General features: G+C 28.4%; 17 protein-coding genes. 4 read left to right on the top strand and 13 right to left on the bottom strand.

What is annotated here, in order from left to right:
- Positions 1-170: 170 nt before the first annotated feature.
- A complete protein-coding gene (locus tag HA149_RS04790; protein WP_209113518.1) occupies positions 171-1181 on the bottom strand; it encodes a molecular chaperone DnaJ in 1011 nt (336 codons plus the stop codon).
- 145 nt (positions 1182-1326) lie between these two features.
- Here HA149_RS04790 and HA149_RS04785 point away from each other — a divergent pair, with 145 nt between their 5' ends.
- A complete protein-coding gene (locus HA149_RS04785) occupies positions 1327-1506 on the top strand; it encodes a hypothetical protein (RefSeq protein ID WP_162512649.1) in 180 nt (59 codons plus the stop codon).
- A 3-nt stretch (positions 1507-1509) separates the two neighbouring features.
- On the opposite strand, the gene HA149_RS04780 is transcribed toward HA149_RS04785, so the two are convergent.
- Positions 1510-2340, bottom strand: coding sequence for a DUF4922 domain-containing protein (locus HA149_RS04780; protein WP_209113516.1), 831 nt, complete (start codon positions 2338-2340; stop codon positions 1510-1512).
- 48 nt (positions 2341-2388) lie between these two features.
- Positions 2389-2772: a DUF2237 family protein gene (locus HA149_RS04775; RefSeq protein WP_209113514.1), complete on the bottom strand. Its 384-nt coding sequence runs from the start codon at positions 2770-2772 to the stop codon at positions 2389-2391.
- Between the two features lie 100 nt (positions 2773-2872).
- Between HA149_RS04775 and HA149_RS04770 the strand changes: the two genes are divergently transcribed.
- On the top strand, positions 2873-3091 hold the full coding sequence (locus HA149_RS04770; protein ID WP_209113512.1) for a hypothetical protein: 219 nt from the start codon (positions 2873-2875) through the stop codon (positions 3089-3091).
- A gap of 9 nt (positions 3092-3100) precedes the next feature.
- Here HA149_RS04770 and metH read toward each other — a convergent pair whose 3' ends face one another.
- Entirely contained in the window at positions 3101-6667 is a 3567-nt protein-coding gene (metH, locus tag HA149_RS04765; protein ID WP_209113510.1) for a methionine synthase, read from the bottom strand.
- An 18-nt stretch (positions 6668-6685) separates the two neighbouring features.
- Positions 6686-7600 (bottom strand): branched-chain amino acid transaminase, encoded by a 915-nt coding sequence (locus tag HA149_RS04760; RefSeq protein ID WP_209113508.1) that lies wholly within the window; start codon positions 7598-7600, stop codon positions 6686-6688.
- A gap of 72 nt (positions 7601-7672) precedes the next feature.
- Between HA149_RS04760 and cobN the strand changes: the two genes are divergently transcribed.
- Complete coding sequence (gene cobN, locus HA149_RS04755) at positions 7673-11410, top strand: cobaltochelatase subunit CobN (RefSeq protein ID WP_209113506.1); 3738 nt, start codon at positions 7673-7675, stop codon at positions 11408-11410.
- Position 11411: 1 nt separating this feature from the next.
- Here cobN and HA149_RS04750 read toward each other — a convergent pair whose 3' ends face one another.
- From HA149_RS04750 to HA149_RS04735, 4 genes are all read right to left on the bottom strand, one after another.
- Positions 11412-12059, bottom strand: coding sequence for a PHP domain-containing protein (locus HA149_RS04750; protein ID WP_209113504.1), 648 nt, complete (start codon positions 12057-12059; stop codon positions 11412-11414).
- Positions 12052-12618 carry a protoporphyrinogen oxidase HemJ gene (gene hemJ / locus HA149_RS04745; protein WP_079292514.1) on the bottom strand — a complete coding sequence of 189 codons (567 nt, stop codon included), beginning with the start codon at positions 12616-12618 and terminating at the stop codon, positions 12052-12054. The genes HA149_RS04750 and hemJ overlap by 8 nt, the downstream gene beginning before the upstream one ends.
- A gap of 88 nt (positions 12619-12706) precedes the next feature.
- A complete protein-coding gene (uvrC, locus tag HA149_RS04740) occupies positions 12707-14665 on the bottom strand; it encodes an excinuclease ABC subunit UvrC (RefSeq protein ID WP_209113502.1) in 1959 nt (652 codons plus the stop codon).
- A gap of 9 nt (positions 14666-14674) precedes the next feature.
- Positions 14675-15163, bottom strand: coding sequence for a flavin reductase family protein (locus HA149_RS04735; protein ID WP_209113500.1), 489 nt, complete (start codon positions 15161-15163; stop codon positions 14675-14677).
- 59 nt (positions 15164-15222) lie between these two features.
- On the opposite strand from HA149_RS04735, the gene coaD reads away from it, so the two are divergent.
- The gene (coaD, locus tag HA149_RS04730) at positions 15223-15696 is read left to right on the top strand and encodes a pantetheine-phosphate adenylyltransferase (RefSeq protein ID WP_209113498.1); all 474 of its coding nucleotides are present in this window, start codon (positions 15223-15225) and stop codon (positions 15694-15696) included.
- An 8-nt stretch (positions 15697-15704) separates the two neighbouring features.
- Here the strand turns inward: coaD and HA149_RS04725 are convergent, their stop codons facing one another.
- From HA149_RS04725 to dapF, 4 genes are read right to left on the bottom strand one after another with little or no spacing between them, the layout of a single operon-like run.
- Complete coding sequence (locus HA149_RS04725; RefSeq protein WP_209113496.1) at positions 15705-16922, bottom strand: D-alanyl-D-alanine carboxypeptidase; 1218 nt, start codon at positions 16920-16922, stop codon at positions 15705-15707.
- A 7-nt stretch (positions 16923-16929) separates the two neighbouring features.
- The gene (locus HA149_RS04720) at positions 16930-17556 is read right to left on the bottom strand and encodes a DUF1995 family protein (protein WP_209113494.1); all 627 of its coding nucleotides are present in this window, start codon (positions 17554-17556) and stop codon (positions 16930-16932) included.
- Entirely contained in the window at positions 17556-18728 is a 1173-nt protein-coding gene (locus tag HA149_RS04715) for a cysteine desulfurase family protein (protein WP_209113492.1), read from the bottom strand. Before HA149_RS04715 ends, HA149_RS04720 begins: the two co-directional genes overlap by 1 nt.
- Complete coding sequence (gene dapF, locus HA149_RS04710; RefSeq protein ID WP_209113490.1) at positions 18728-19588, bottom strand: diaminopimelate epimerase; 861 nt, start codon at positions 19586-19588, stop codon at positions 18728-18730. Before dapF ends, HA149_RS04715 begins: the two co-directional genes overlap by 1 nt.
- Positions 19589-19639 lie beyond the last annotated feature (51 nt).

Raw genomic sequence — 19639 nt, 5'->3', positions numbered from 1 at the left:
CTTATAATTACAAGGTAAATTTTATGTTAATTTCTATTTATTCAAAATAATTGTATCTATAAATATTGACTAATAATTAATTATTGATGATAAGAAATCTTGCAACTCTCAGTTATCTTATATAAGACTATTAAATAGACTTATATAAGTCTCATATAAGAATAAATATACTAATTTTTATATAGATTTTTTAGCAATTGATACGCTTCGTTTAATTTTCTCATTTGATCTGTTGATCCTCCAGCATCTGGATGCGTCTCTAAGGCTTTTGATTTATAGGCATCTCTAATTTTTCGTAATGTATGAGCTGATCCTGCAGATGTTGATAAATTCAATAATTTAAGTGCTCCATGTACAGTCATTGTTGAGTCCAAAGTTTCAAATGAGTTTGATCGGTTATATCGCTTAAATCTACTTACAAACCTCCTCATTAATGTTGGTATTCTATTAATTAAATCTGATGTAGCAAAAGGGTCTTCTAAAACGCCAATCATTAATAAAACAATTTCAAGGGATGGATTTTTCTTTATCCAAAATGGGCATAATTCAGACATAAATTTATTGGCTGCACTCCACGTAAAGGGTAGATTTTCTGTTCCATCAAGATTTGGCCATATGTCCCTTCCAAACCAATCCATCGCAGCTTCTACTACATGATCATTAGGAACTGTTCCATATAAGGTTTTCCAATGACTAATTAACGCTATTCGACATTTTATTAATTCAGTTTCTTTAATTGTGTTAATTTGAATATCATTGATATTCTCTTTTAATTTTTCACTATTAATACTTCTTCTTAGATCCTTTACTTTTTTTTCAACAAAATTGGGAAGGCTTATGTTTAAGTTGGCTTTTTCTCTATATTGATCTCTATTTATAACTTTTTTATTTAAAGATATCTCATTAACTTCTTTTTTAACGTCTGATTTAATTAATACCAATGCTGTATCTTCATCAATATTTAAATTTCCATTATTCTTCTTCTCGTTAAAGTCTATTTCTTGCTGTTGGTTCTTAGGTAGTAAATCATCTTCTTGAAGAATTTCTTTAAGTATTTTTTCTATTACAGGTCCTCTTGCTCTAAATCCCCACTCTTTTCGTAATTGATCAAACCTGGAAATTAGTTCCTCAGGTAAATCAATTGAAATTCTTTTTGTATTTGAATTTTCAGGAATATTCAATAATATTTTCTTGAATAGTATGGAATTTACTTAATTTTATTCAAAAAAAAATTGAAAGTCCATACAGAATATTGTTTTTAAATTAAAACCAATTTATTTTTATGTCACAAGTCAATTAAGTATCTTTTTATAATAAAACAAAAAAATGTTTAATTGTAATTTCAAGTCATCTAAAGAAAAAAAGAGTTTTTATCAACATAAGAAGTTAGAAATGCTCAATTATATTAAGGATTCACTTGAACGTAAAATTGCCTCCGTAACAGCATCTATAGAAGTTCTAGAAAGCCAAATAAGCAGGGATAAGGAAGTAGAAGTAACTAACTAGTATTCAAACAAAACTTTCTAGAAGTTTTTCAGGGCCAAATTTCTTTAAATAATTAATATTTGAATTTTCAGTTACTAATAGATATCCTGCAAATCCTAAACCGTTAATACTGAAACCATGAATATGATCATTTTTTCTTTTTATAATAGCGATCCATTTATTAGTTATTAAAATATTGTAAGGATATATCGGTTTCTTATCACTAATAGGGTCCCCAATTCCTAATTTCTTGCATAATTCTAAGTAAAATTCTAAAAGACATGATGGATTTTCTAAAAAATTAAATTTGGATACAATAATATTTTTTTTAAGCTTACTATCTAGATCTTGATATGAGTTCATCTCTAAAAACCACTCTTCTCTAGGGCATGATATCTCACTTTTAGATCTACGCAGAAGTTGAAAATGCCTGTGAGGTTGACTTGCTCCCGCAATTGGAGAACTATTGAAAAACCATAATCCACTAGTATCTTTATTAACTTGTTGGATCGCTCTCCAATCATTAATATCTAACCATCCATTTTGAGGTTTCCATTCATTTGTAATAAGTAAAATATGACCTTTTTGTACAGGGTACTTATTTAATATTAGTTGATGATTATCACCAATTTTATCAATTTCTAGTATCTTTTCCCAAGGACAAAACGGATTTTGCTTAGGACCATAAATTTTTTTTTTATTAAATTTTGAAGTATCGAGTTTCCTTATTATGAAGTCGTCTTTTTCATATAAATCTCTTGTAATAATATCAGTTTTGAGAGGATATAATGATTCATCATCAATTGATAATCGAGTTTGTTCTAGTGCTTTTTTCCAATATATTTCTAAACTCATTTTAAAAAATTTATCATATTCATTTTAAAAAAAAAAATAAACTTGTAATTACTTTTTATTAAATTGATATTCTTTCAATTTTTCCAGAGGTACTGATTCTAAGACTACAATATTCGTTGATTCTAATATGACTTTTGGTGCAAGACCGTCTAATAATGCTTGCTTCCACCTATCAAGACAAATACACCAATGATCACCATCCTTTAGTCCTGGGAACGAATAAATAGGCATGGGAGTTATTAAATCATTACCTTGTGATTGACTATATTTCAGGAAATTATCATCCATTACACAACATATTGAATGATTCCCTCCATCATTTTTGTCATAGTTGCAAAATCCATCCCTGAACCACCCTGTCATGGGTGCGCAACTACAAATCTCAATTTTTTCTCCAAGGACATTTAACTGATTTTGATTATTTATGGTCATAGATTTTTTTTAATAATAATAAAACACCAACATTTCTTTAAAAAAGGTTGACGAGTATGGGGGGTAAGGAGGTAATAATTCTAATAAGGTTTTTTTCATTATGGATTGGGACTTTACTGAAAACATAGCATTTAAAGCTCTTTATGAAGCTTTTAAAGATAGTGGTGAAACTTCCGCATTAGAATTTTTATCTAGTGATGGTGCTTCATATTATCTTGAGTTAACACAGGATGCCGCAGGTGAGGGACTTGATCTGGGTGATAATGAAACGATGGAAGAACTACAGGAAGAAATTATTGAATATTTAGAAAACAACTAAAAATCTAGCTTAAGCGCTGAAATATTTAGCTTTTGAGTGTAGTGCAATGATAGCTGTAGTACTTTGTTCTGGATGAAGTTGTTCAGATTCATCCATGGTCAAGTTTATTCTTTTTGCATCCAACAATGATAATTGTATGTTTGAATCAGATACTTTTGGACATGCAGGATAACCAAAAGAATATCTAGCTCCTCTATATTTTTGAGCTAGTATTTCTCTATTTTTGTCTGGTTCTTCAGACCTAAAACCACATTCAATACGAATTAATGCATGGACATACTCAGCTAGAGCTTCTGCTAATTGCACTGTAAGTCCATGGAATAACAAATAATCGCTATATTTATCTTCTTTAAATAATTTTTGAGAATATTCACTAGCAATATCGCCCATAGTTACTGCCTGCATAGGAAATATATCTATCGGTTTATCATTATTCAAATCACAATAAAAATCAGCTATACATAAATTATTCCCAGATTTTTGTCGTGGAAAATTAAATTGGGAACTTTTATTTAACGATTTCTCATCAAATAAGAAAATACTATTATCTTTTCTCCCGCATCTGAAATATCCATAAACTGCTTTGGGTGATATAAGTTTTTTCTCAATAATTATCTCTAACCATTTATCTAACAATGGTTTAGCATATGAATCCAAATAGTTATTGTATTCATCTACGCTTTGGTTTTTTCCTTTTTTTATTTGCCATTGCCCGCTAAATAGAGCTTTTGTATCTAAATAAAATATTAACTTATTTAAATCTATATCAACATCGTTCAAGACTTTCGTTCCCAAGAAAGGGGCTTGAATTGGATCTTCTTCATTTATAAATTTAGATCTTATAAACTTTTCTTTTAAATTTAATTTGGAAGTCTCGGTATTTATGGATATTGATTTTTTAACAGCTTGAGAGTTGGCTTTTGATGAAGCTAAATTAATATTTATACCCTCATTGTTAATGAAACCCTCTGTATTTGACCAATTACCCTTTTTCTTATTATCCATATATTCATTCATGAATTTAAGATCAGTGAACGCATCTTTTCCGTACAATATTTTCCCTTTATATATTTTGCTGCAGTCCTCATTTACAAATTTTGGGGTTAAGGCAGCACCTCCTAATATTACTGGTACACTAATATTTTCATTATTAAAAGCCTCTAAATTATCTTTCATAAAAGCAGTTGATTTAACAAGTAATCCGCTCATAGCGATGCAATCTGCATTGTGCTTTTTTTGTGCATCTATAATTGCTGAAACATCTTGCTTTATTCCAAGATTTATTACGTCAAAACCATTATTTGTAAGTATTATATCTACCAAATTTTTTCCAATATCATGAACATCGCCTTTGACAGTTGCAATTAAGAGTTTTCCATTTGATATTTTTTCATCTACAGTTTCCATATATGGTTCTAAAATTGAAACAGCAAATTTCATTGTTTCAGCGGATTGGAGTACAAATGGCAATTGCATTTGACCTGAGCCAAATAAATCTCCTACAACTTTCATCCCATCTAGTAAAAAGGTATTAATTATTTCAAGAGGTTTATATTTTTTTAACGCTTTATTTAATTGATCCTCTAATCCTATTTTTTCTCCATCAATAATATGATTTTTCAGACTTTCTTCAAGAGTTAGGTTTTTATTTTCTGAAGAAGCTTTTTTGAAATCTTGAATAGATAAATCTTGAAAAGCCTTTGTTAATTCTACTAATGGATCATAAATACAAATATCATCTTCAAATTCTCTTTTATCATAAATCAAATCTAAGCAAAGCTTTTTAGTTTCTTCAGAAATTTTTGATAATGGCAAAATTTTGTTTGGTGCGATGATAGCAGAATCTAATCCTGCTTTAATGCATTCATCTAAAAATATTGAATTTAGATTAATTCTTGATAATGGTGAAAGACCAAAACTAATGTTTGATATCCCAAGTATGATATGAATATCTGGGAAATTTTCACGAATTTTTAATATAGCACTAATAGTTTCTTTAGCGTTTAATCTATCTTCTTCTATCCCTGTAGATATTGGCAGAGCTAATGGATCAAAAAATAGCTCATAATCTGACAAACCACATTCTCTAGTTCTATTAATCGCTCGCTTGACAATCTTATATTTTTTTTCTGCATTCCTTGCCATTCCATCTTCATCAATTGTTCCGACAACAAGACCTGAACCATACCCTAAAGCTAAATTTAGTACTTGATCAAACCTTTCATTGCCGTCTTCGTAATTGGTTGAATTTATAATACATTTACCACCAGCTGACTTTAATCCACTTTCCATTTTGTCAGCATCTGTAGAGTCAATCATTAATGGTAAATTTATATTGGTAACTAATCTTGAAGTTATTTCATTCATATCTTTCACCCCGTCTCTTCCTACATAATCGACATTTACATCAAGAACGTGAGCATTTTCTTTTTGTTGTTGCTTGGCAATTGCAACTAGGCCATCCCAATCGTCGTTATTTAATAACTCCCTTACCTTTTTCGATCCACTTGCATTTAATCTTTCTCCTACTATCAAAATTGAATTGTCTTGTTTGTATGGCACAGAGTTATATATTGATGAGGCAGATGGAATAAAACCGCTTGAATTTTTCTTACCATTGTTGTTAGTCCTTTCAGTATCAATAATTTCATCGATTATTGAAGACAGGTATTTTATATGTTCAGGTGTTGTCCCACAACATCCACCTATTAATTGAACATTAAAGTCATATATAAAATTCATTAACTGCATCTTTAATTCTATTGGCTTCAATCTATAGTGAGCTACACCACCAATATTTTCAGGAAGCCCTGCATTGGGAATACAACTTATAGCGAAGGGAGAATTTTCAGACAAATATTTAATATGTTCCTTCATTTGCTCTGGACCAGTTGCACAATTAAGTCCAAGGATATCTATATTAAATGGTTCTAATATTGTTAATGCAGATGCAATATCAGATCCAACAAGCATAGTACCTGTTGTTTCCATTGTTATAGATACCATTAAAGGGATATCTATATTTTTACTTTCAAGAATTTCTTTTGATGCTAATAAGGCAGATTTAATTTGTAAAACATCCTGACAAGTTTCAATCAAAAGAAGATCAACTCCTCCATCTATAAGACCATAAATTTGTTCTTTATATGTTTGCTTTAATTCATCAAAATCTATATGTCCTAAGGTGGGTAATTTAGTTGTTGGCCCAATTGAACCTGCTACAAACCTTGGTTTATCAACTGATGAGTATTTGGCAGCAGCTTTTTTGGCTATAAATGCCGCATTTTTATTTATCTCATAAGCCTTATCCGCAATATCATATTCATCAAGAACTATTGATGAGGCTCCAAATGTATTAGTTTCTATAACATGACAACCTGCTTCTAAAAATGAATTATGAACCTTCTCAACTACCTCTGGCGATGATAAAACAAGGTTCTCATTACATCCCTCTAATTCTTTTCCTCCAAAGTCATCTGCTTTAAGATTTAAGTTCTGAAAAGATGTTCCAGTACCTCCGTCAAAAATAATTAATGGTTTTTCATCTCTATTTAGATAGTTTCTGAAAGATTCCATTTTTAGGTAAAAATTAATTTATTTTAGTGAAATTCTTGTTACCCAATTATCATAGTCTTGAGAACGACCTTCTGTTATTTCTATAAGCTTACTTTTTAATTTATTCATTATTGGTCTTTCACCATTTAATTCGCTTGATTCAATTTTTTTAACTGGTGTAATTTTTGCTGCTGTACCAGTTAGAAAAACTTCATCTGCTATTAATAATTCTGTTTTATCCACAGGCCTTTCAATTACATTTATTCCAAAAGATTTTGCTAATTCAATTACACTAGCTCTAGTAATCCCCTCAAGGATATCTTGATCAACACCAGGAGTGATTAAGTCTCCATTTCTTACAATAAATAAATTCATACCACTAGCTTCGCTTACCTTACCACTTGAATTTAATAACAAGGCTTCATCAAAACCCGATAAACTAGCTTCTGTTTTAGCTAAAGAACTAGTTATATAAGCCCCACTTATTTTTCCTCTTAATGGGAGAGATCTATCTTCTTGTCTAGTCCAACTACTCATTCTACAAGAAACTCCATCTGGGGATAGATAATCTCCTAGTTCAATACAATACATAAAGAAATCTGTTTCAATATTGTGTAACCTTGGAGCTATACCTAAATCGCTTGTATATACGAATGGTCTAATATAAATAGGTTTTTCTGGCTTATTTCTTTTAATAACTTCCTCTAAGGCTTTAAAAATATATTCTTCAGAAATATCAGTTAAGAGTAATTTTGCACTTTGAGATAATCTTTTTATGTGTTTATCAGTTCTAAATAAAAGGAATTCATCTTTATTTGTAGGGTTAGGTATCGCTCGCATTCCTCCAAATGCAGCAGTACCATAATGTAGTGCATGAGTAGCTATTGATATTTTTGCTTCTTTAAATGGAATACATTTACCTTCGAACCAGGCGTATGGAAGAAATTCATGCATATTCAATTTATTTAATTAAGGTAAACTTGTTTTATCCTACTTACGTATTCTAAACCTTATACATATATAAAAATGCACAGGATATTAAATATAGCAGGAAATGAAAAGAATAAGGATGATTTAATTGAGCAACCAACGGCAGATTTTATTTTTATAACAAGTGTCAAAGCTGATTTAAATCTCATATCAAACTTATTGTTAGAAAAGGAATTTGCTTCATTAAAAAATAATATAAGAGCTTTAGAAATTTCTAATTTAAATTCCTCAGCTCAAATAGATAATTATTTATTAAAAACAATTAATTATGCAAAAGTTGTCATACTAAGAATTTTTGGAGATAAAGGTACATGGAACTATGGAATTGAACAACTTTTAAATTGGCAAGCAGTCAATAAAAAAAGGAAGTTACTAATCCTATCAGGTACTGTTGATCAGGAAGTTTCCTTAAGTGAAATAAGCAGTATAGATAAAAATATTGCATTAAATATTTCTAGATTACTAAGATCGGGAGGAATGGACAATTATAGAAAATTTCTTAATTGTTTAAATTATCTAAAGGTAAATGAAACATTAATTCCTGATGAGTTTTTGAATATTAGTTTTTATGCAGATCCTTATTTATATGATTGGAAAATTGAAAAAGGCGAAAAGATAGGAATAATATCTTATAAATCACTTTTTTTGGCTAATGAAATTGAAGTAAACGAAAAACTTAACTTGCAGTTACGAAGATGCGGACTATCGCCTAAAACGTTATTTATTTCCACACTAAAAGATCATATTATTCAAAAGAAATTAATAGATATTTTTAAAAAGGAAGATATTAAATTAATAATTACCACAACTTCATTTTCTTCATCTCAAATCAAAAATAACGAATTAATTGAAAATTCTACAAATATTTTTACTTCTCTTAAAATTCCAATTTTACAACTTCTTTCTTCTAATAGATCAAGAAAAAATTGGTTAAATTCATCCATTGGAATGAATTCATCTGATTTATTAATGCAAATAATTATTCCTGAATTTGATGGAAGGATTACTACCTGTCCTTCAGCATTTAAAGAAATAATTTCTGAAAAAAATACACTCTACAGTGAAATAACCAGTTACAAAGCTGATCAAGTAGGTATTAAATGGATTTCAAAATTCGCAACGAATTATGTGAAACTTCAAAAACTTAATAATTTTGATAAAAAAATTTGTTTAATAATAAGTAATTATCCAGTAAAGAATGGAAGAATCGGTAATGGTGTTGGTCTTAATACACCATCTTCGATAATAAATATTCTTAACTGGTTAAAAGAAGAAGGTTATGATCTTGGATCTTTTAATTATCCTCAAGATTCTTCGGAATTAATGTCAATACTTATAAAAACTAGAACTAATGATCTTGAATCTCAAAATAATAAACCTTTAGATTACTTACCACTTAGTGAATATTTAAAATATTGGAATTATTTAGAACTTGAACCAAAAAATATTATTGTTAACCGTTGGGGCAAACCATCAGAAGCGATCGATCTTGATAATGAAGGCTTCTCAATAAATGGTATTAGATTTGGAAAAATAACTTTATTGATTCAACCTCAACGAGGTTATGACGCTTTCACTGATAGAGATATTCATTCTCCCGATCTTCCACCTCCCCATAGATATTTAGCACAATATTTTTGGATTGAAAAAGTTTTTAACGCAAATGCTATTTGCCATATTGGTAAACATGGGACTGTTGAATGGTTACCTGGCAAATCTATAGGTCTAAGTAATAAATGTTTTCCAAATATTATTTGTCCAGCAATACCAAACATATATCCTTTTATCGTAAATGATCCAGGAGAAGGATCCCAAGCTAAAAGAAGAACTGCTGCAACAATTATTGATCATTTAACCCCTCCTTTGGATAGGTCAGAATTATATGGAAAATATTCAATATTAGAAAATTATTTAGACGAATATTTTGAAGCAAAATTATTAGATTCTAATAGGATTGAAATTATAGAAAAATCCATTTTTGAATTAATTAAAAAAGATTTTAACGAAATCACTTTAAAAAATAAAAATAATCAAATTGAAGAGATTGATTCTTTTCTTTGCAAAATTAAAGAATCTCAAATTAGGACAGGATTGCATATTTTTGGTAATAGGCAGAATGAAATTAATGAAATAAATTTATTCTTGTGTATCGCTAGAGTGCCAAATGCTAATCGAATTGGGATTGTTCAATATATAGCAAAACATTTAAAACTCGATTTGGATCCTTGGACAAATAAATATGATCAAAAGTTAAGTGAAAAGGATAAAAAAATATTATTGACTTTTTCCAACAAAAACATTTTAAAGTTTAGAATGGCTATTGATTTTTTGGAACAACAAGCAAAGTATTTAATATATTTGTTTTTTTACAAAAAGAATACCAATATAAAAAATCTAGAAAAATATAAAAATCAGAAAATAATAGACTATTTCTTTAATGAAAAAAAACATAATAAGTATTTTTTGTTATTAAAAAAAGAGATTCTATATCCAATCATTAATTCTTCATATAATGAGAAATTATCATTTATTAATTCATTAAATGGACAATATGTAAAAAGTGGTCCATCTGGAGCCCCTACGAGAGGTAAAACTGAAGCTTTACCCACTGGTAAAAATTTCTTTTCAGTTGATTCGAGAGGACTGCCAACAGAATCAGCATGGAGTGTTGGTTGTCAATCCGCTTCACAAATACTTAATTTATACAAACAAGATAATGGAGAAGATTTAAAAAATATAGCAATATCTGTATGGGCAACATCCACAATGAGAAATGGTGGTGAAGACATTTGTCAAATACTATATTTATTAGGAGTACAGCCTATTTGGGATGGGCCTTCAAGAAGAGTAGTAGATCTAGAAATCATTCCTTTATCTGTTCTCGAAAGACCAAGGGTTGATGTTACTTTAAGGATTTCGGGAATGTTTAGAGATGCATTTCCACAGTTAGTTAAATTAACTTCTAAAGCAATAAATCTTGTTTCTAATCTTAATGAGGATGATAAATTTAACCCTCTTGCTGGGGCATCAAGGGATGGTGATTCAATTAATCGTATATTTGGGTCAGCGCCAGGTTCATATGGAGCTGGTCTGCAAGAACTAATTTCAAATTCTAATTGGGAAAATATTGATGATTTTGGAGAATCTTTTCTTAATTGGAGTAAGTGGATTTACAGTGATAATCTTGAACCTATAGAGGATAAAAAATCATTAGAAAATGCTCTTAAAAATGTGCAGTTAGTTGTTCATAACCAAGATAATAAGGAACATGATATTTTAGATTCTGATGATTATTATCAGTTTCAGGGTGGATTATCTTCAGCAGTAAAAAAATTGAGCGGTAAATTACCTGAAATGTATCATGGTGATTTATCAAAATTTGGATTATCTAAAATTTCAAAATTACAAGATGAAATTAATAAAGTTGTTATATCAAGAATACTTAACCCTAAATGGATAAATGGAATGAAGGATAATGGTTATAAAGGAGCGTTTGAATTTTCAGCTACACTAGATTACTTATATGCTTTTGATGCTTCTACTGAAGTAGTCTCAGATTGGTGTTATGAGGAAGTTTATAAATCATGGTTATGTGATCTAGATCTTAGGAATTTCTTTCTAGAGAATAATCCATGGGCTTTAAGAGATATTGCACAAAGATTACTTGAAATTGTCAATAGAAAAATGTGGAATAATTGTTCATCAGATGTCATTGAAAATTTAAAGAACATAATTATTAATACTGATTCAATAATTGAAAAAAACGAATTCTAAATTATCTACCTAATAGCGAAAGTCCATGACTATCTGTTCCGCATGTTTTTAGCATTGAATATTTATCTGCTAATTTATCTATTTCTGAACAAACAAATAAACTAGGATTCCATACTTCATTAAGTTCATAATCGTACCAAACCTCTATTCCATCAATACCTTGTATTTTGGCCTCTGGAATTAATTTATAAAAGGGAATCCTGTATCTCGCTGGGTGTGCAAGAAATGATAAACCACCAGCTAAATTTATTGCTTTAATAACTGATTTAATATTTAAATCATTACCTATTGGAGACTCTCCAAGGATGTAGGGATTTATGTATTTACTTTTTATATCTATTCCCAATCCAATTACATGTACTAAACATCCCAGAATCAAACAATTAATTTCTATTCCCGAAATTAATGTAAAAGAATCTTTAGGATAATTTTTAAGTATATTATTTTTTTTTATATATTCATGCGCTTTAATTGTATGATGATCGGTTATTGATAAAAATTTCAAGTTATTTTTATAAGCTTGTTCTAAAAGTTCATATGGTTCTAGACTTCCATCACTAAATTTTGTATGACAGTGAAAATTAATATTTTTAGGACAACTATTTTTATTAATATTGGAGGTTAATTTTACTAAGTCTTCCCTATTCATTACTTAATGAATTCTCATTTTTCTTTCTAATCTTTGCATATAATTGTATTGAAGCCAACATGAAAATAATAAGTCCAACTACGCTCCATGTAGCAACACTAGTTGGAAAATTATTTTTAAAAATAACTAAAAGTACAATTATAAATAATAATAAAGTAGGCAATTCATTTAATAATCTAAGGTTTTTTGCTGAAATGGTTGAAGTACCATTTTGTAATGAATACATTATTTTGTAACAGTAAGAATGATAAATTACTAATCCTAAAACAAAAGAAATTTTAATTTGTAACCACTTCTCACTTAACCAACTTGGTTGCATAATTACCATGCATATAGCCATACTTAAAGCTAATATCATCCCAGGTGTTGTGATTATATTCGCCAGCCTTTTTTCCATCAAGGTGTATTGTTTATTAAAGGCAATTTTTAATTCATTATCCATATTTTTAGATTCTTCATGATATATAAAAAGTCTTACTAAATAAAAAAGGCCCGCAAACCAAACGATTACACCAATAATGTGAAGTGATTTAAACCAGAGATATGCTTCAGCTGCCAAATTACTAGATTAATTTAAAAATATATATTTTTAATATAGTTATATTTAACAATATCAAGAAATCTATTTTTCAAAAATTAATTAATATTTATAACTCGTTAAAATATTCATATATATCATTTACTGAATTTTTTCCAAGTCCTTTAACTTTTGATAAATCCTCTTTACTAGCTATTCTTATCGCCTCTATTGATTTAAAATGCTCAAGCAATTCTCTTATTCTTGATGGTCCTAATCCACTGATTTGGGACAATTGAGATCTATTCATTCTCTTAGATCTTTTGTCTCTATGAAAAGATAATGCAAATCTATGTGCTTCATCTCTTACCCTTCTTAATAGAAGAACTCCTTTTTGATTTTCGTCAGTATCAAGAGACTTAGTAAAGCCTGGAATAAATATTTCTTCATGTTTTTTTGCTAATGAACATATAGTTACTTCTTCCTCAAGATTTAATTTTTTTAATGCTTTAATAGCTGCATTTAACTGTCCTTTTCCTCCATCAATCATTATTAAATCAGGCCAATCTGATAGAAGTTCATTGTCTAATTTACTATTCGTTTTATCATTTAATATTGAAAAATCCCCTCCGTTTTCTTTAAATCTTGACCATTTTTTAAACCTTCTATGTATTACTTCATATATCGAAGCAAAATCATCACTATGTCCTACAACAACGTTTGGATCTTTAATTTTATATTTCCTATAATGCTGTTTAGAAGGAATCCCATCAATAAAAACGACTTGTGATGCTACAGGGTCACTACCTTGAATATGGCTTATATCATAACCTTCAATTCTTTTAGGTTGTTCGCTTAATTCAAGTATTTGGGCAAGATCCTCAATTGATGATTCATTATCTTGTATCCCATTTATTATTCTATCTAATTCCAATTTCGCATTTTTTAAAACCATTTCTACAGTTTCATGTTTTTTATTTCTTTTTGGGATTAAGATTTTTACTTTGTTTTTTTTTAGATCCGTTAACCAATCCTCTATGGTTGCTTGTTTTGGAAGGTTATATTGAATAAGAATTTCTGATGGTATTTCTACAGCTTCAACATTCATATAATGCTCTTCTAATATCTTTTGTAGAATGAGATTTTCATCTTCATTATTTAATTTTTGACTATAACCAATTCTCCCAATGAGCTTACCAGATCTCATTTGGAAAATTTGTATACTAGCTACATTTTTTTCTGAAACTATTCCAAAGATATCTCTATTAATTGAAGAATCTGGTATTGATATTTTTTGTGATTCAGTTAATAATTTTAAACCTGAAATTTGGTCTCTTATTTTTGCTGCATTCTCATAATCTAAATCATTTGAAAACTGCAGCATTTTTTTTTGTAAAAATATTTCTAAGTCATCATTTCTTCCCTGAAATATCATAGATACTTGTTTCATTATTTTTTTATAATCGTCAGATGATATAACTTCTTGGCAAACACCTGGACATCTTCCTATTGAATAATTCAAACAAGTTCTATCTTTATAGACTGGCCTTGGTCTTTGTCTAAGTGGAAATATTTTTTTTATCGTAAATAATGTTCTCCTTAATAATCCGACATCAACATAAGGTCCATAATATCTATCTAAATTATTTCTATTTCTTCTTCTTCTTGTAATAAATATTCGAGGATATTTTTCACTCCAAGTTATACATAGATATGGATATTTCTTATCATCCTTTAAAAGAATATTAAAGTATGGTTTGTTTGTTTTAATTAAATTTGACTCTAAATTTAATGCTTCATATTCGCTATCTGTGACTATTATTTCTATTTCAGTTATTTGACGAACCATCAAACTTAATCTGGGCGTTAAATCTGAATAATTATTGAAATAACTACTTACTCTACTACGTAGTTTTTTAGATTTACCGATATAAAGTAAGTTACTATCAATATCTTTAAAAAGATAACAACCAGATGACTTTGGGATTTCGGATAATCTTGATTTTAATAACTCCTTATTATTAATTAATTTATATTCAATTTTAAAATTATATTTGTTATCTATTTTTTCGATAGAGGAATTACTCATTTATAATAATTACCCTCCATAATTCCAGCCAGTTGAAGATAAATTTAGTGAGTCAACATCATTATTCAGATAAGCAGTTTCAACCTCTCCCACAAATACGGTATGGTCTCCATGCATAACACTTCCAACAACATTACATTCAACTCCACCAACACTATCAACTAAAATAGGCAATCCAAGCTCACCTAAATTAAATTCAACAGATTCAAATCTACCTCCTAATGCTTTTTGAGGTTTAAAGAAAACAGCAGCTAGATCCTTTTGATCACTTTTGAGCACATTTAATGAGAACTTATTGGTGGACTTTATTATTTCATGACTAGAACCCTCTGCTCTAACAGCCATTACAACTAATGGTGGGGTGAAGGAACCTTGAGTCACCCAACTTGCGGTAAATCCATTCACTTCATTTTTATCCTCGTCTCTAACACCACAAATAAATAATCCATGAGGTATTTTTCTTAATAAGATTTTTTTTGCTTCTAGATTTAATGTCATAATTGATTTATCTAATAATCTTATTTTAACTAAATTTCTTATTCGATCATAATAAATTCATGAAAATTCTTTATCCAGGTACTTTTGATCCTTTAACAAACGGGCATCTTGATTTAATAGAAAGGGCTGAAAAAATATTTGGCAATCTAGTAGTTGCTGTTTTAGAAAATACTTCTAAAACACCAACATTTAATCTTGAAAGAAGAATAATACAAATAAAAAATTCTCTTTCTCATTTACCTAATATTGAAGTTATTTCTTATTCAGGACTCACTGTGGATTGTGCAAATGATCTAAAAGCTAATCTTATTCTTAGAGGCTTAAGAGCAATGAGTGATTTTGAGTATGAACTTCAGATTGCTCATACAAATAAATCTCTTAATAATGATATTGAAACTATATTTTTATCCACAAATACAAATTATAGTTTTCTTAGTAGTTCTTTAGTAAAAGAAGTTGCAAAATTTGGTGGTGAAATTAATCACATGGTACCTCCCTTTGTTGAGAGCGATTTAAAAGAATATTTTAAATAATATTTTTATTAACAAGATTTCAAGTAATAAAGATCACGTAATAATTTAAATGCTTTTTCTTTATCAATTTTATTAGAATTTTGGATAATGCTTATAATTATTGGTTTTTCATTTTTATATAAAAAGCCAGATAATGCAAAGACATTTGAAAGAGTCCCAGTTTTCCCAAAAAACTTTCCAGATAATTCACTATTTACAAATCTTTTAGCTAACGTTCCTCTTACTCCCGTAATTGAAAGTGTAGATTGATAAGCTTGAAAATTATTAGAATATCTCATTTTATCTAAAAACAATACAACTAACTTTGTTGTAATTCTATTTTTTCGAGACAATCCACTAGCATCTGCAAAGTAAGCATTAGTTGATGGGAGGCCTTTATTTTCAAGCCATCTTTTCAATTTTATATAGTCATTATCGTTCCATGTATTTGAGGCATTTTTAAAGAGTGATTCAGCTGTAAAATTATGGCTTTCAGAATTTGTAAGAGTTAATAATGAAAGAATTGGAGTTGAATATATTTTACTTATCTCTGTAATATCTTTTAAAAAAAATGTTTTTTCTGAATCTAAAAAATCTATATTTACTTTTGAATTAGGAAATTTACTTTTTAAATAGTTTTTAATAAAATTTCTTAAAGCATGAATATCTTCATATTTATTGTGATTACTTTCAATAGCTAGAGATGTAATTGGAGATCCATATTCGTAAAGTTTATCAGTATTTGTCCAACCACTAGGCCAATTTAATTTTGAGTCAATTTCTACAATATTAAAGTTAATAGATTTATTTTCTTTAATATTTGAAATTAGTTCGATTATATGTTCATAATTAAGATCTGGATCACCTTGACCAAGTAAATAATAATCGTTTTTACTTTTAAATAAGGAAGTTTTTAAATTATTATTTAATTTATATTTACTTAAAACATAAGCTGATGAGAATAATTTTTGGTTAGATGCTGGCAACCTTGGAACATCCTCATTGTAGGAACTTATTATTTCCCCTTTATTATTAATAATTGATACACTAAAAGAATCATCAAGAGTTTGATTCAATAAAGCATCATAAGTAGGACATATTTTGTTTTTATTAATTATTCCCGGGAAATTAAAATAAATACTATTTAAAATAGTTATTTTCTGATTTGCTAGTAAATATCTTATTAAGAAAGGAGATGTTACTAATAAAAGAACAATAAAGAAAAATGAATATATTTTTTTTATCACATTCAATCTATAAATTTACAAAAATAGATTCATTGTCGGGTTTAATTTCAAATTCTTTTTTAAAAAAATATCTTTTATTTTCTTCTTTGAAAAGCAACCAGTTATTTGGATAAATATGCATAAGAGCAGCTTTATTTAAAGGCTGCAGAAAATAAATATTTTTCCATGTTTTGACAAAGTTTTTACGGCGCTCTCTAATAACACTTCCTATACCAATATTTGCATCTTCAAATTTTGGATTTAATGAATAATGCGTACCTTGATAATTATCAGACATTGGTTCAAATGAATCGAAATCATATGGCTGAGGTAGTATCGATATCATTGCACTATCAATATTATTTATATTATTAGATTCATTAAATGATTTAAAAGTAAAGATTTTATCTTTGATATCTGGATAGTCTCTTTGAGCCAAAGCCACAGCACCTTGATCAGCAAATGTTATGAATACATTATTATTTTTAGACAATATCTTGTAGATAGTTATTCCAATTCTGTTAAACTTCAATCCTTCAAAATTAAATTCTATAGTAAATCTTTTATTTGAATCTAATAAACTTGGAATAATTGCATCCTCCATATTCTTAAGAGATTCATTTAAATCTTTAGGTAGTCTGTAAATGGTTTCCATTAAAATTTGTCAATACATATTTGAATAAGGTCTAAAAATTTATCTATTTCTGACTTATTGTTTATTGAACCTAAAGTAACACGAATATTTGAATATAGTTCATCATCTTTTAAACCAATATTTTTAAGTGTTGAGCTAGGTTTCCCAGATGAGCTTGAACAAGCACTTCCACTACTAATGGCTATTTTATTTTCTGACATGAAATTAACAATCTTATAGGCCCTTATAGGCTCAAATAGTTTATTTAATAGTAGAAAAGAAATATGACTGGGGAGTCTATGGTTAATACTTCCCGTAATCTTTATATGATTATTATCTTTAATTTTTTGAAAAAAATAATTTTTAAGTTTATTAATATTATTAGAGGGAAATTCAGTTATGTAATCATATAATTTTATTTTTCCTTCAATATTCTTTAGTGATTCATACATTCCAGCGATTAATGGCAAAGCTTGTGTACCTTGTCTAATTGAAAATTCCTGAGTAAGTGATATGTCATTATTTTTTAAAATTTGTCTAGACTTTTCTTTTGTTAAAAGAATACCGATCCCTTTTGGACCTCCAAATTTATGAGCGGATAAACTTAAGAAATCACATTTAAGATCTTTCCAACTGAATATTCCATTACTTAATATTTGAGTTCCATCTAAATGAAACATTATATTTAATTCTTTACATTTGGAACCAATAAATTGGACAGGTTGTATTGTCCCAATTTCACTTTGTCCCCAAATAATTGATACAAGCTTAGTATCATTGTTTAAAAATTTTTCGATATTAGAAATATTTAAAATTCCATCATTATTTACCGCCCATTCGTAAATATCCCAATTTTGTTTTCTTAGTTTATTAGCACAAATAGTTGTTGCTTGATGTTCAACATTTGAAATAACAATCCTACCATTTTTAAATTTCTCATAAATATTATTAAATACAATATTTGTCGATTCCGAAGAACCAGATGTAAAAATTATATCCTCTGGATCTGCTTCAAATATATAAGCAATTTTAGATCTAATTTTTTCAAGGTATGTAGAGCATTTTATCCCTAGCTCATATGTAGATGAAGGGTTATGCCAATAATTCCTATAAGTTGAATTAATTATATTTAAAACATTCTCAGATAATGGAGTTGTGGATGCATTATCTAAATAGATAAAATTATTTTCCATTAATTTACTAACATTGATCCTGAGAAAACCTTTTTAGCATTACCGGTCATCATTACTTCACAATCGTCTTTTGACCAATCAATTTTAAGATTACCTCCTGGTAAGGTTACTACGGTTTGAGAATTACAAAGGCCTAATTTATAAGCTGCCACATGGATAGCACAGGCGCCTGTTCCACAAGCTAAGGTTGGTCCTGCACCCCTTTCCCATACTTTTACTTTGATATTATCTCTATTTAAAATTTGACAAAAATGCACATTAGTTTTTTCAGGAAATAATTCATTTTTTTCAAATATAGGACCAAGTCTGGAAAGAACAATTGACTCTATGTCTTTTACAAAGAATATTAAATGAGGATTTCCCATTCCTACGGCATAACCCATATTATTAAAATCTTTCTCAATAAATTCGTGTGAAGGAATTGAATTTATTTTTTTTTCAATTGTTGTTGGAATATTTTGACATTCTAAAATTGGAACTCCCATTTTTACTGTAATTTCATCATTTATATATTTTGCAATTTTTAAACCTGCTTTAGTCTCAATTTTATATTCTATATTTTTATTATTCATTGAATCATTTACGTGGAGATACTCAACTAAACACCTAATTCCGTTTCCACACATTTGTGCTTCAGAACCATCAGAATTAAAAATTATCATTTTTGCATAATTATCTTCATTAGGTTCTTCTATAAAAATCACACCATCCGCTCCAACACCGAATTGCCTGTTGCAAATTTTTTTTATATCAAAAATTTTATTTGTCTTGTAATTTTTATATAATTCATTCCCTCTAGAATCTATTATTACGAAATCATTTCCATTACCTTGATATTTTTCAAAACTTATATTTTTCATTTGTAATTCATATATCTTAAATTTTAATTATAAATTATTCCTTTTAACATT

The organism is Prochlorococcus marinus XMU1406, assembly GCF_017696055.1.
Taxonomy (GTDB): Bacteria; Cyanobacteriota; Cyanobacteriia; order PCC-6307; family Cyanobiaceae; genus Prochlorococcus_A; species Prochlorococcus_A marinus_W.
Note: the sequence above shows the minus strand (reverse complement) of the source record. Positions and strands in the feature narration are given on the sequence as shown.

Coding starts and splice junctions, on each gene's coding strand:
- HA149_RS04775 (WP_209113514.1), bottom strand. CDS start 2,772: ATGACCATAAATAATCAAAATCAGTTAAATGTCCTTGGAGAAAAAATT.
- HA149_RS04780 (WP_209113516.1), bottom strand. CDS start 2,340: ATGAGTTTAGAAATATATTGGAAAAAAGCACTAGAACAAACTCGATTA.
- metH (WP_209113510.1), bottom strand. CDS start 6,667: ATGGAATCTTTCAGAAACTATCTAAATAGAGATGAAAAACCATTAATT.
- HA149_RS04750 (WP_209113504.1), bottom strand. CDS start 12,059: ATGAATAGGGAAGACTTAGTAAAATTAACCTCCAATATTAATAAAAAT.
- coaD (WP_209113498.1), top strand. CDS start 15,223: ATGAAAATTCTTTATCCAGGTACTTTTGATCCTTTAACAAACGGGCAT.
- HA149_RS04770 (WP_209113512.1), top strand. CDS start 2,873: ATGGATTGGGACTTTACTGAAAACATAGCATTTAAAGCTCTTTATGAA.
- HA149_RS04720 (WP_209113494.1), bottom strand. CDS start 17,556: ATGGAAACCATTTACAGACTACCTAAAGATTTAAATGAATCTCTTAAG.
- HA149_RS04760 (WP_209113508.1), bottom strand. CDS start 7,600: ATGCATGAATTTCTTCCATACGCCTGGTTCGAAGGTAAATGTATTCCA.
- uvrC (WP_209113502.1), bottom strand. CDS start 14,665: ATGAGTAATTCCTCTATCGAAAAAATAGATAACAAATATAATTTTAAA.
- HA149_RS04735 (WP_209113500.1), bottom strand. CDS start 15,163: ATGACATTAAATCTAGAAGCAAAAAAAATCTTATTAAGAAAAATACCT.
- HA149_RS04785 (WP_162512649.1), top strand. CDS start 1,327: ATGTTTAATTGTAATTTCAAGTCATCTAAAGAAAAAAAGAGTTTTTAT.
- HA149_RS04715 (WP_209113492.1), bottom strand. CDS start 18,728: ATGGAAAATAATTTTATCTATTTAGATAATGCATCCACAACTCCATTA.
- dapF (WP_209113490.1), bottom strand. CDS start 19,588: ATGAAAAATATAAGTTTTGAAAAATATCAAGGTAATGGAAATGATTTC.
- cobN (WP_209113506.1), top strand. CDS start 7,673: ATGCACAGGATATTAAATATAGCAGGAAATGAAAAGAATAAGGATGAT.